This is a genomic window from Rhodococcus sp. NJ-530 (assembly GCF_003860625.1).
GTDB classification, from domain to species: Bacteria; Actinomycetota; Actinomycetes; order Mycobacteriales; family Mycobacteriaceae; genus Rhodococcus_F; species Rhodococcus_F qingshengii.
The window spans coordinates 3,747,021-3,758,902 of the sequence record NZ_CP034152.1 but is presented as its reverse complement, the minus strand read 5'-3'; the positions used below and the strand labels follow the sequence as shown (position 1 = coordinate 3,758,902).

The following is an 11,882-nucleotide window of genomic DNA, read 5'->3' as shown; positions in this document are numbered from 1 at the left end:
AAGAGGGCGGTTCGCCATGTTTTCGGGCGGGCTCGCCACGCACCTATCCCGCGCCGCCGTTGCGGAATCGCTTTCGGTAGTCGGCCGGGCTGATGCCGACGCGGTCGGTGAACAGGCGACGGAAGGTTCCAGGATCCTGATAGCCGATGTGCCCCAGGATCTTTCCGAGAGACCAGTCGGTCGATTCCAACAACCGTTTCGCTTTTCGGATCCGTGCACGCTGCAGATAACTGCGCGGCGATTCCCCGGTCTCGACCTTGAACTTCCGAAGCATGGTTCGGGTGCTGAGGTGAAAAGCACCCGACAGCAGATCCAAGTCGTAAGGTTCCGCCATCCGTTCGACCAGCCACCTTCCGACGTCGTCGGCAAACTGTGTGTGTTTGGCGGGCAGCATCGAGTCGAGGATGTACGGAGCTCGACTGGTTCGGTTTTCGGGCGCCAGCGTAATTCTTGCGGTCGTACGCGCAATCTTGTCGCCGAGATGCTCGCGCACGAGTGCTGTTGCGAGGTCGAGCGCGGCGGTGAACGCAGCAGTGGTGGTGACGCCGTCGTCCTGGACGATCAACGAGTCGGTTCGAACCGTCGCACCGGGGTAACGACTCGCGAGGTCCGCACCGTACAGCCACGACGTCGTACATCGGCGTCCGTCGAGCAGTCCCGCCTCGCCCAGCAGATACGCGCCGACGCAGACCGACGACACCCGAACGCCGCGCGCCTCGCACGCACGGATGAACTCGATTTCTCCCTCCCACAGCGACAAACGCGTCGCAGGGTCTTCGGACGGCACGAGTTCGAACCCCGGCACAACCAGGTGATCGATGTCGTGATGCCCCTCCTGCACGCCGAGCGAAAATCCACCTGCCGCAACGACGGGCGTGCGGGACGCTGCGATGACCGATACCTCGAAGGGGTCGGCGGGCGCTCCATCAGCGACGCGATTGGCGATCAGGAGAAGGTCGGTGAAAACGAAGATCTCGGCCGCGAGGCAACCTTCGTACGCAAGGACACCTACTCGCACGACGTCGGATCACAGTCCGAGAGTGAGGCCGACGGCCGTAAGCGTCACAGTGAGTTCGAGTGCGAATCCGAGAACGTCTCCGTTGAGTCCGCCGAATCTACGGACGCAGTGACGCACGCACAGCACACTGATCACCAGCGCCGACGCGGTCACGAGAGGGCCGAGCCACCACCGGTCGGTGGCAAAGCCGGAAGCGGCGATCAGCGGAACCGACCACACGATTGCGGCCCACAACGGTTGTGAATCGGCGACGAGCGCACCGAATCCGCTCGGGCTCGACGCGAGAATACCTCGGCGGCAGGCAAAAACGACGGCCACACGACCCGCAGCGACAGATACGAGAACGGCGATCCACTGCGTGGGGGAGTCGGCAACAGCGAGGACGCCGAAGGAGACCGATTGCAGCCCGAGGAAGATGAACAGCGCCGCGACCCCGAACGGTCCGGCACCGCCGCTGTGCATGACCTCGCGGGCGCGCTCCGGTGGACCGTAACAACCCAGTCCGTCGACGGAGTCTGCCAGTCCGTCCACGTGCATCCCGCGTGTCCCGAGGGCGAGCGCACCTACCGTCAGCAAGCCTGCGAGATAGGGATTCAGGCCGATACTGGTTGTGCCCCAGAGCAGAAACGTCGCGGCAATGCCGAGAGCGATCCCGGCGAGCGGAGCTGCCGCGATGGCGCGACGGCCGGCAGTTCGGTCGATGTCGGAGGGACCACGAACCGGAAGGACCGTCAGCCACGAGAAGGCCAGTGGCACCCCGGACAGCGGGCCCGCCACGCTCACTCCGCCGTATCGGTCTTGGTCAGGTCGATCGACTCGGGTTCGTCGACAGGTGCGCTGCCCTGAGTGCTGACACCGGCTTCGGAGAATGTCGCCATCTTGCCCAGGATTGCCACTGCGCCCTGAAGAATCGGGAGAGCGGTGACTGCGCCTGAACCTTCACCGAGACGCATGTCGAACTCGACGATCGGTTCGAGACCCATGCGGGTCAATGCGATGGTGTGGGCGGGTTCGGTGGAGCGGTGTCCGGCGACCCACCATTCACGTGCGCCGAAAGCCAGTTCGTCGGCAACCATGGCGGCTGCGGTGACCACTACGCCGTCGAGGATCACCGGCGTGCGACGCGAAGCTGCCTGGGCCAGAAAGCCGGCCATCGCGGCGAGGTCGGCACCCGAAGACGTGCGCAGCAGCGCGACTGTGTCGCGAACGTGCGGACGGGCACGCCGGAGAGCGTCGCGAATCGCTGCGGTCTTGCGGATCCATCCGGCGTCGTCGATACCGGTACCTCGACCCACGACCGCGACGGGTTCACTGTCCGTGAGTGCGGCGATGAGTACGGTTGCGGGCGTCGTATTGCCGATGCCCATGTCGCCGGCGATGAGAAGATCTGCGCCCCCGTCGATTTCCTCGTCCGCGATCGCTCGGCCGGCGGCGATGGCCTGAAGGGTTTCCTCGTTCGACATGGCGTCTTCGCGGTCGATGGACCCGGAAGACCTGCGCACCTTGTGGTTCGAGACGGACGGATCGGTATCGCCGTCCACTGCGATGTCGACGACGCGTACCGTGGCGCCGGCAACCTCGGCGAGGACGTTGACTGCCGCGCCGCCCCCGAGGAAGTTGGCGACCATCTGTGCGGTCACTTCCGGCGGATAGGCGGAGACGCCGTTGCGGGCGATTCCGTGATCACCCGCGAACACGACGACGCGAGGCCGAGCGAAAGCGTGTGGGGGACAAACTCCTTGGCAGGCTGATGCCCAGCCGGCGAGAGCCTCCAGTCGGCCCAGCGAACCGGCCGGCTTGGTCAGATCACGCTGACGCGCATCGGCCTGCGCTCGCACCTCGCGGTCGGGCGGGGTGACGGGTTCGAAGTCGGCGCTACTGACTGGCGCGACGTCAGGGTTGGCATCTGGATTCGCCCCTGAAATGGCCCCTGGATTGGCCTCGGTACTCACATCGTGCCTTCCGGTTGTGCAGCAGTATCTTTCAAGATGAGCGGTAACCCTGCAACCACTAGTACGACACGATCGCACACCGCGGCGATACGAGCGTTGAGAGTGCCGATCTCATCGCGGAACAATCGTCCGGACCGCGTCTCGGGGATGACGGCCAAACCCACTTCGGGGCTGACCAGCACCAGGTGTCCGCGGTAGTTCTCGACACTGGCGACCAGGCTGTCCGCCGCGGGCGTGACGGTGCCGCGCGGTGCGTCCCAGGCGCCTTGCCGATCGAGTTCCGCGGTCAGCCACGTTCCCAGATCGTCGACCAACGTCGCTGTGTGTGAATCGCTTTCGAGCTGCGCCGCGAGGTCACCGGCAGCTGCGGTTTCGACAGTCGACCAATGAGAAGGCCGTCTGTTGCGGTGCTGGTCGATCCGGCTTTCCCAGTCTGCGTCGGAGACATCACGTCTGGCTGTCGCCAGGTACCGGATCGGTGCCGAACTTTCGGGTAAGTGGCCTGCACAAACCAAATCCTCGGCGTGCGCGGACTTACCAGACCGCGCGCCGCCGAGGACCAAAGTTCTATACGTGTTCGTCACGCTCAGATTGCGTCGCCCGGCCCCACACGAGGCTTCGGTGCGCGCAGCTTGCGGATCTGCGACGCGCGAACGAACGCGTACCAGCCGAGCTTGAATCCGCCGTCGGTGCTGTCGGGGAAGCGCTCGGCGACGCGGTTGTTGATCATGCGACCGAGCCAGATGCCTTCACCGACCATGAAGAGCATCATCACGAGCATTGCCAGTGTGACGATCTGCTGGAGCGCGGGCGTGACGAACATGGTCATGATGAGGATCAACGCGAGCGGCATGAACAGCCCGACGAGGTTGCGGCGAGCGTCGATGAAGTCACGGACGTAGGCGCGAACCGGTCCCTTGTCGCGGGGGAGCAGGTACTTGTCCTCGCCGGCGAGCATGCGGGCGCGGCGGTCTGCCGACGATGCGCGACGCTCGGCGGCTTCGGCCTTGCGGTCCTCCTTGGAGCCGCGGGTCGCCTTACGGCGGGCGCGGGCTTCCTTCGCGGTCAGCGGGGCAGGGGCAACGGGGCCACGCCTCTTCGCCTCGGCGTCACGACGCTTGGGTGTGGGGCGGCCCTTGCCCACCTGCTCGATGGGCGCCTCTTCGGAGGCCGAGGATGCCTCAGTGCCCTCGACGTCACGTTTGTCGGAGTTGTCTGAGTCACCGCGGCGTAGCAATTTCACACCTCCAGGCTATTGGATAAGTGCACGGTCTGGGAAACCGACCTCGGTCTTTCTGAAAAACCCGATCGCCCGAGGCACTGAAACGCGCGAGATCGTGAAACATCGGGGTCATTCGGGACTCTTAGACTTCGGCTATGCGGGTAATAGTTGCTCCAGATTCGTTTGGTGAGACGTTGACGGCCGTCGAGGCGGCTGAGTCCATTTCTGCCGGTTGGCGACGTGGCCGACCCGAAGACGACGTTGTCACCGCGCCACAATCCGACGGTGGGCCGGGTTTCGTCGACGTCTTGGCCACGGCTGGGGGCGACATCCGGACTGCACGGGTGTCCGGGCCTTTGACCGCCGCCGTCGACGCCACGTGGCTGTTCGATTCGGACACGGCGTACATCGAGTCCGCCGAGGCCGTCGGGCTCGGCCTGCTCGGAGGTCCGCCGACGCGGGACACTGCACTCGCCGCGCACAGTCTCGGTGTGGGAGAGCTGATCGCTGTCGCGCTCGAGGCAGGCGTGAAGACGGTTGTCGTCGGACTCGGTGGGAGTTGCTGCACCGACGGGGGACGTGGACTGGTGGAGGCGCTGGGCGGCCTGGAGGTTGCAGCGGCGGCTACGGCAGGCACTCAGTTGTTCGCCGCCACCGACGTCGAACACGTACTTCTCGGGGAGCACGGTGCGGCAGCGGTGTTCGGCCCGCAAAAGGGTGCCGACGCCGAAGCCGTCGCTGTCCTCGAAGCGCGGAACGCGAGATGGGCCGAACAGTTGGAGTCCGTCACCGGAAAACGAGTGTCGAATTTTCCGGGTGCCGGCGCCGCGGGTGGTATCGGTGCCGCGCTCTTTGCGCTCGGTGCACAGCGGCGATCCGGGGCCGACGTCGTCGCGGATCGCACCGGACAAGCCGCGCTACTGGCTTCCGCTGACCTGGTGATCACGGGCGAAGGCAAGTTCGACCACCAATCTCTGCGCGGCAAACTCGTCACAACGCTCGCTTCGGCGGGGGCAGCACACGGCGTTCCGACGCTCGTCTTTGCCGGCCAGGTGACGCTCGACGAGGCGGACTATGCGTCGACCTCGATAGTCGCGGCGAAGTCGGTGACGGATTTCGCCGGGTCGGTGGAACGTGCGATGGAGGAAGCGTCGGCGTGTCTCGAGGGACTCGCCGAACACACGGCACGCGAGTGGAACATCTGGCGCGGCGTCCGGAGCTGAGGATCCACAAGCGTCGACGCGCCGTTGCCGTGTCGGGAAGACCGGATAGGATGAAGACGAATCGCACCCGGTAAAGGACTGGCGGGAATAAGTCGGCAGCGGCGTACCGTTGAAGCGTTCACGGGTTGGTACGAACATTAGGGAGAGCCCATGACTGTGCAGAACGAGACCGCCACCCACGGCGTCAAGATGACCGAGGCCGCGTCCGCCAAGGCGAAGGCACTCTTCGATCAGGAGGGTCGCGACGACCTCGCGCTGCGTATTGCAGTGCAGCCCGGCGGCTGTGCCGGACTGAAGTACCAGCTGTTCTTCGACGACCGCACGCTCGACGGTGACCTCACTGTCGACTTCAACGGCGTCAATCTGGTTGTCGACCGGATGAGCGCGCCGTACGTCGAAGGTGCGTCCATCGACTTCCTCGACACCATCGAGCAGCAGGGCTTCTCGATCGACAACCCCAATGCAACAGGCTCCTGCGCCTGCGGTGACTCGTTCAACTGAGTCTGTCGATCACAACTCAATTCACGAACAACTGACGCGGAACCGACATTCGGTTTCGCGTCAGTTGTTTGTGGTGACTCGTACGTAGACCGTTCCGATCCGACAGCTCGGACGCCGATGACGGCGCTACGGGCGGTAACGTGAACTTTTGCTCCTCTTTCATTCTTGTACTCACTTCGCTGAAAGGCCACGATCCGTGACTATTGCGGTAACCGGTTCCATCGCCACCGACCACTTGATGCGCTTCCCCGGCCGCTTCGCCGATCAGCTCCTCGCCGATCAGCTCGCCCACGTTTCGCTGAGTTTCCTGGTCGACGATCTCGTGATTCGCCGCGGTGGTGTCGGCGGCAACATCGCTTACGCCATGGGCGTGCTCGGTGGGTCCCCGCTACTCGTCGGCGCAGTCGGTGCCGACTTCGCCGAGTACCGCACGTGGCTCGAGGACAACGGCGTCGACTGCAGCGCGGTCCGTATCTCGGACAAGGCACATACGGCGCGTTTCGTGTGCACCACCGACGAGGACATGGCGCAGATCGCGTCGTTCTACCCCGGTGCGATGAGCGAGGCTCGCGAGATCGAACTCGCGGCAGTGGCCAAGACTGCAGGCGCAGTCGAGTTGGTGCTGATCGGCGCCAACGACCCCGAGGCCATGGTTCGCCATACCGACGAATGCCGTCTGCTCGGGATTCCGTTCGCAGCGGATCCGTCGCAGCAGCTTGCCCGCCTGTCCGGTGACGAGGCCAAGGCGCTCATTCACGGCGCGAAGTACTTGTTCACCAACGAGTACGAGTGGGGTCTGCTTCAGCAGAAGACTGGTCTGAGCGAGGAAGAGATCCGCGCGCAGGTCGGCATCCGTGTCACCACCCTCGGCTCCAAGGGTGTGGAAATTGTTGACGCCGAAGGCAATTGGGTGCGCGTCGATGTAGTGCCCGAGACCGGCAAGGTGGATCCGACGGGCGTTGGTGACGGCTTCCGCGCCGGGTTCCTGCTCGCACACGGCGCCGGTCTGAGCTTCGAGCGTGCTGCACAGTTGGGATCTTTGGTCGCTGTGTTGATTCTCGAGACCGTGGGAACGCAGGAGTGGGTGTTCAATCGCGACGAGGCACTCAAGCGCCTTACCGACGCATACGGCAGCGCGGCAGCGGACGAGATCGCGACGATCCTGCCGAAGTAGGGCTCCGCCCCGTGAGTGGTTGAGGAGTTCGGAGACTCCCTAACCGCTCACGGGGCCGAAGGCCTAGATATTGACCGGGTACACCGGTTCCTGGATCTGCGGCACGATGCGCTTCTCCACGAAGATTCCGTGCCAGACCATGAAGGTCAGGACGGTCCAGAGGCGTCGGCTGTGGTCGGACACGCCCTCGCGGTGATCGTTGAGCATCTTCACGACGGCCTGCTTGTCGAAGATGTGGTCGGTACCCGACTCCTCGATCTGCAGATGTGCCCAGTCGAAGAGTTCGGTGCCGCGCAGCCAGTGGCGTAGGGGAACCGGGAATCCGAGCTTCGCACGGTGCAGAACATGGTGCGGCACAATGCCTTCCAGGGCCTGGCGCAGTGCGTACTTGGTCGTGTCTTTCGTGATCTTCTGATCGAGCGGTACGCGTGACGCGACGTCGAAGACCTCGGGATCGAGGAACGGCACACGCAGTTCCAGCGAGTTGGCCATCGTCATCTTGTCTGCCTTGACGAGGATGTCGCCGCGCAGCCAGGTGAACAGGTCGAGATGCTGCATCCGCGCAACCGGATCCCAGTCCCGTGACTGCGCGTAGATCGGCGCAGTGACGTCCTGGTGAGTCCACTCCGGGCGGAAATCGCGCAGGACGGCGCGGAGCTGAGCGTCGTTGAAGCTACGAGCATTTCCGTAGTAGCGCTCCTCGAGCGTCAAGGAACCGCGGTTGAGCAGACTCTTGCCACGAGTGCCGTCCGGGATGCGTTCGGACAACTTGCCTGCAGCTCGACGCAATCCCTTGGGGAGGTACTCGAAAGGCTTGAGCGACAACGGCTCACGGTAGATCGTGTAGCCGCCGAACAGCTCGTCGGCACCCTCGCCGGACAGCACCACCTTGACGTGCTTGCGCGCTTCCTTCGCGATGAACCACAGCGGAATCAATGCCGGATCGGCTACCGGGTCGTCGAGGTACCAGACGATCTCGGGAATGGCAGCGGCGAACTCGGCGGGGGAGACCACCTTGACGACGTGCTTCGCGCCGATCGCTGCGGCAGATTCTGCAGCGACGTCGACCTCGGAATAGCCCTCACGTTCGAAACCGGTCGTGAAGGTGATCAGGTTGGGGTTGTGGCGCATCGCCAGCGCCGCGATCGCCGTGGAGTCGATACCGCCGGACAGGAACGAACCGACGGTGACGTCGGCACGCATGTGCTTGGCGACCGAATCCTCGAGTGCCTCGGCGATTTCCTGGTAGCGCGCCTTCTCGGTGCCAGGTGCAAAAGGCTTGGCCGGGAACTTCGGCGTGAAATACCGCGTGAACGTGGGCTCCTCGCCCGGACGCACCCGAGCGAAGCTGCCCGACTCCAGGCGGCGGATCTGCTTGTGCAGTGTTTCCGGCTCCGGTACGTACTGCAGAACGGTGTAGTGCTCGATGGCACGCGGATCCAGCTCGGTACCGATGCCGATCAGATCGGTGAGTTCGAGCAGGCTCTTCTTCTCGCTGCCGAACGCGGTGCCGCCGGCGCCGGTCGCGATGAACAGCGGCTTGATCCCGAACGGATCGCGCGCGATGAACAGCTCGCGTGTGTCGGTGTCCCAGATCGCGAACGCGAACATTCCGCGCAGGCGCCGGACCGCGTCCTCACCCCAGTAGTGGAATGCAGCGACGATGGCCTCGGAGTCGCCCTCGGTGAAGAACTTGGCGTCGTGGTCCTTGACCAGTTCGGCGCGGATCTCCAAGTAGTTGTAGATCTCGCCGTTGAACGTGAGCGCATAACGCTCCGGGTTCTCCGGTGGGCCCCAACGCAGCGGCTGGTGGGAATGAGCGATGTCGATGATCGCCAGGCGGTTGAACCCGAAGACGAGGTGATCGTCGTTCCACGTCCCGTGTTCGTCCGGCCCGCGGTGACGAAGGCAATGCATCGCCTGGTCGACCCGCGAGACGGCGTCCTCGCTGGTTCCGCCAGATGTCAGTAGCCCGAGCAGTCCACACACAGCGTCCGGTTCCTCGATTCAGAATTTTTGTACAGAAGGCTCCCGGACACGAGTGTCGGGGAGAGGTCAACGAACTCTTGACGAAAGTATGCCGCAGATCGACGTCCCTGCCGATCGCGGCGGAACGAATCGACGTGATGTGCGTCGCCGAAACGACCTGAGCCGTTCCTGAGCAGCACCTGAGAGAGCTGTGTGACGTCCGCCGCGACACGGGCGAGGACCCGAGGATGGATAGCGCCCGGCTTTGGTCTACGCTGCGTAGTAATTGGGCCTTCCCTCCGGGCATGCCCTAGTTGAATTTTGTGGCGATCAGGAAGGCGTGAACGTGGCGCAAGGTCGGATCCTTCGGCGAGCGGGGCTGGCAGTATCTCTGGGCATTGCTGCCTTGCTGCTGTCGGGTTGCTCCATCGACAACGAAGTGCTTCGTTTCGGGTGGCCTTCGGGCATCACCCCGGAGGCGACGCGCATGCGTGAGCTGTGGACGTGGTCGGTTGTAGCCGCCCTCGTCATGGGTGTGCTGGTGTGGGGGTTGGTCTTCTGGGCCGTCATCTTCCACCGTAAGAAGAAGGACTCGCCGGAATTCCCGCGTCAGACGGCATACAACGTGCCGCTCGAACTCGGTTACACGGCAGTTCCCTTCGTCATCATCGCGGTTCTCTTCTACTTCACCGTCATCGTTCAGAACCATGTTCTGGACAAGACGGACAACCCTGACGTCGTTGTAGACGTCACGGCCTTCCAGTGGAACTGGAAGTTCGGCTACCGCTCCATCGAGTTCGGTGACGGTTCCGCCAAGTACAACGGAATCGACGTCGAGGCCGAAGAGGCTGCCAAGACCGAGGGCTCCACTGTGAACGATCACGGCGAAGAAGTTCCCGGCCCGATCCACGGCAACAGCACCGAGGACCTGAGCTACCTGCACTACGACAAGATCGAGACCGTCGGCTCCAGCCAGGAGATCCCGATCCTCGTTCTGCCCACCGGCAAGCGAATCCAGTTCGAACTCGCTTCCTCGGACGTCATCCACGCATTCTGGGTGCCCGAGTTCCTGTTCAAGCGTGACGTTCTCCCGAACCCCAAGGAGAACCACTCGGACAACATCTTCCAGATCAGTGAGATCGAGAAGGAAGGCGCGTTCGTCGGGCGTTGTGCAGAAATGTGTGGCACGTTCCACGCGATGATGAACTTCGAGGTTCGTGCGGTTTCGCCGGAGGACTTCGCCAAGTACATCGAACTGCGCAAGGGTGACGCGGAGGGCAAGGGTGGTCTGACGACCGCCGAGGCTCTGCAGGCAATCGGTCAGTCGCCGGTGGCTACGTCGACCACGCCGTTCAACACCGACCGCGAGTACCGTCAGGCAACCGTCGCCACTGCAGGCAACTGAGCCGGCCAGCCTCTTCACTGAACAAGGACAAGTGCTGATATGAAGATCGAAGCCAAGCTCTTCGAGATCCTGACGATGTTCTTCATTCTCGTCGCGATCATCTACGGAGTGTTCACCGCTCTGTCACGCACAGGTATCGAGTGGGCCGGACTGACGGCCATCGTCCTGTCTGCAGGTCTGACGCTCATCGTGGGTACCTACTTCCGCTTCGTCGCCCGTCGTCTGGACACCCGTCCCGAGGACTACGACGACGCTGAAATCTCGGACGGTGCAGGAGAACTGGGCTTCTTCAGCCCGGGTAGCTTCTGGCCGATCCTGCTTGCCGCTGCTGCTGCACTCGCGGCAGTGTCGCTGGCGTACTTCCAGCCGTGGCTCATCGCAGTCGCAGTTGTCTGTGTGCTCGCCGCAGCCGCAGGCCTGGTGTTCGAGTACTACACCGGACCCGAGAAGCACTAGTTTCACCCGCACTCGAACAGAGGCGCCGCACCCACCCGGGTACGGCGCCTCTGTTGTCGTTTATGTACGTTTCGGTGGTAGGAGGGTCCCTGTCAACAACCGCTCTCTGTCAATCGTGGAGCGAGTATTCGAGGTCGTAGCGGTGCAGACCGTCGACGACCTCGAGCTCGAGAGTGCCTGCGATGCCCTTCAACTCGCCGGTTCCGGACCCCGGCACGATCTCGTACAGAAGCTTCTGCGTTCCGTCGATCATCTGACCGAACTGCTGCAGGGCGAACGATCCCACAGCTTCGTCGACCTGCCCCGTGACAAACTCCAAAGCGACATAGCCCGCTGCACCGGCTGTCGGATCGCCCGCGGACAGCATCAGGCCGGACGACGTGCCTTCGACGCCGCCGATGAACGTCTTGTCGAACTCGAAGCGTCCGACGCGTCCGGAGAGCTCAGGATCGGCGGGGCGAAGATCGATCTCGAAGGTGCCGCGTGCATGGGATGTCATGGTCCGAGTATCTCACCAGGCGACAACGCCTCGAGGGGACTCCCGAGAACGTGCAACACTCCGTAGATGATTCTCGAACATGCCGTCCTGCAGGTCGATCCGTCGCAGTCAGCGCGTTTCGAGGCCGCATTCGACGTGGCCCGAACCATCATCTCCGAGGTTCCCGGATTCATCAGGCTGCGGCTCTCGCACTGCCTGGAATCACCGGAGCGATATCTCCTGCTGGTCGAGTGGGAAGACGTGGAGTCACACACCATCGGCTTCCGTCAGTCCACGGGATACGAGAAGTGGCGAGAACTTCTCCATCACTTCTACGAGCCGTTCCCGACGGTGGAGCACTATTCGACTGTGCTCGAGGTCTAGCAAAGCGTAGTGCCTGCTGTTGTCGGCGCTCAGACGACGAACCGGGGGAGTGGTGCCCACTTGGAGGTTGTCCATATTGAATCGCTCAGAGAACGAGTGAG

Annotated in this window: 13 protein-coding genes; 6 read left to right on the top strand and 7 right to left on the bottom strand. The window is 63.4% G+C overall.

Going from position 1 to position 11,882, the window contains the following annotated elements; genetic code table 11:
* Positions 1-43: 43 nt before the first annotated feature.
* The 5 genes from EHW12_RS17415 to EHW12_RS17395 are packed head-to-tail and all read right to left on the bottom strand — an operon-like array spanning position 44 to position 4,213.
* Positions 44-1,018, bottom strand: coding sequence for a helix-turn-helix domain-containing protein (locus tag EHW12_RS17415; protein WP_125051264.1), 975 nt, complete (start codon positions 1,016-1,018; stop codon positions 44-46).
* Positions 1,019-1,027: 9 nt separating this feature from the next.
* Entirely contained in the window at positions 1,028-1,795 is a 768-nt protein-coding gene (locus tag EHW12_RS17410) for an adenosylcobinamide-GDP ribazoletransferase (protein ID WP_082239037.1), read from the bottom strand.
* Between the two features lie 2 nt (positions 1,796-1,797).
* Entirely contained in the window at positions 1,798-2,943 is a 1,146-nt protein-coding gene (gene cobT, locus EHW12_RS17405) for a nicotinate-nucleotide--dimethylbenzimidazole phosphoribosyltransferase (protein ID WP_050655822.1), read from the bottom strand.
* A 23-nt stretch (positions 2,944-2,966) separates the two neighbouring features.
* Positions 2,967-3,533 (bottom strand): bifunctional adenosylcobinamide kinase/adenosylcobinamide-phosphate guanylyltransferase, encoded by a 567-nt coding sequence (gene cobU / locus EHW12_RS17400; protein ID WP_003941711.1) that lies wholly within the window; start codon positions 3,531-3,533, stop codon positions 2,967-2,969.
* Between the two features lie 23 nt (positions 3,534-3,556).
* Positions 3,557-4,213, bottom strand: coding sequence for a DUF3043 domain-containing protein (locus EHW12_RS17395; RefSeq protein WP_007730051.1), 657 nt, complete (start codon positions 4,211-4,213; stop codon positions 3,557-3,559).
* A 134-nt stretch (positions 4,214-4,347) separates the two neighbouring features.
* Here EHW12_RS17395 and EHW12_RS17390 point away from each other — a divergent pair, with 134 nt between their 5' ends.
* The 3 genes from EHW12_RS17390 (at position 4,348) to EHW12_RS17380 (ending at position 7,090) form a co-directional block, all read left to right on the top strand.
* Positions 4,348-5,415 (top strand): glycerate kinase, encoded by a 1,068-nt coding sequence (locus tag EHW12_RS17390; RefSeq protein WP_050655816.1) that lies wholly within the window; start codon positions 4,348-4,350, stop codon positions 5,413-5,415.
* 150 nt (positions 5,416-5,565) lie between these two features.
* Complete coding sequence (locus EHW12_RS17385) at positions 5,566-5,916, top strand: iron-sulfur cluster assembly accessory protein (RefSeq protein ID WP_007730053.1); 351 nt, start codon at positions 5,566-5,568, stop codon at positions 5,914-5,916.
* A 196-nt stretch (positions 5,917-6,112) separates the two neighbouring features.
* A complete protein-coding gene (locus EHW12_RS17380; RefSeq protein WP_003941700.1) occupies positions 6,113-7,090 on the top strand; it encodes a carbohydrate kinase family protein in 978 nt (325 codons plus the stop codon).
* 63 nt (positions 7,091-7,153) lie between these two features.
* Here EHW12_RS17380 and asnB read toward each other — a convergent pair whose 3' ends face one another.
* Positions 7,154-9,079 carry an asparagine synthase (glutamine-hydrolyzing) gene (asnB, locus tag EHW12_RS17375; RefSeq protein WP_003941790.1) on the bottom strand — a complete coding sequence of 642 codons (1,926 nt, stop codon included), beginning with the start codon at positions 9,077-9,079 and terminating at the stop codon, positions 7,154-7,156.
* A 319-nt stretch (positions 9,080-9,398) separates the two neighbouring features.
* Here asnB and EHW12_RS17370 point away from each other — a divergent pair, with 319 nt between their 5' ends.
* Together EHW12_RS17370 and EHW12_RS17365 are read left to right on the top strand one after the other, a co-directional pair.
* Complete coding sequence (locus EHW12_RS17370) at positions 9,399-10,463, top strand: cytochrome c oxidase subunit II (RefSeq protein WP_007730054.1); 1,065 nt, start codon at positions 9,399-9,401, stop codon at positions 10,461-10,463.
* Between the two features lie 39 nt (positions 10,464-10,502).
* Complete coding sequence (locus EHW12_RS17365) at positions 10,503-10,919, top strand: cytochrome c oxidase subunit 4 (protein ID WP_003941723.1); 417 nt, start codon at positions 10,503-10,505, stop codon at positions 10,917-10,919.
* A 109-nt stretch (positions 10,920-11,028) separates the two neighbouring features.
* On the opposite strand, the gene EHW12_RS17360 is transcribed toward EHW12_RS17365, so the two are convergent.
* A complete protein-coding gene (locus tag EHW12_RS17360) occupies positions 11,029-11,418 on the bottom strand; it encodes a DUF3224 domain-containing protein (protein WP_030537047.1) in 390 nt (129 codons plus the stop codon).
* Positions 11,419-11,484: 66 nt separating this feature from the next.
* Here EHW12_RS17360 and EHW12_RS17355 point away from each other — a divergent pair, with 66 nt between their 5' ends.
* Positions 11,485-11,781: an antibiotic biosynthesis monooxygenase gene (locus EHW12_RS17355; protein ID WP_020908105.1), complete on the top strand. Its 297-nt coding sequence runs from the start codon at positions 11,485-11,487 to the stop codon at positions 11,779-11,781.
* The last annotated feature ends 101 nt before the right edge of the window (positions 11,782-11,882 follow it).

What these genes read in the sequence shown, in the direction of transcription:
- EHW12_RS17390 (WP_050655816.1), top strand. Translation starts at nt 4,348, where the DNA reads ATGCGGGTAATAGTTGCTCCAGATTCGTTTGGTGAGACGTTGACGGCC.
- EHW12_RS17365 (WP_003941723.1), top strand. Translation starts at nt 10,503, where the DNA reads ATGAAGATCGAAGCCAAGCTCTTCGAGATCCTGACGATGTTCTTCATT.
- EHW12_RS17355 (WP_020908105.1), top strand. Translation starts at nt 11,485, where the DNA reads ATGATTCTCGAACATGCCGTCCTGCAGGTCGATCCGTCGCAGTCAGCG.
- EHW12_RS17360 (WP_030537047.1), bottom strand. Translation starts at nt 11,418, where the DNA reads ATGACATCCCATGCACGCGGCACCTTCGAGATCGATCTTCGCCCCGCC.
- EHW12_RS17385 (WP_007730053.1), top strand. Translation starts at nt 5,566, where the DNA reads ATGACTGTGCAGAACGAGACCGCCACCCACGGCGTCAAGATGACCGAG.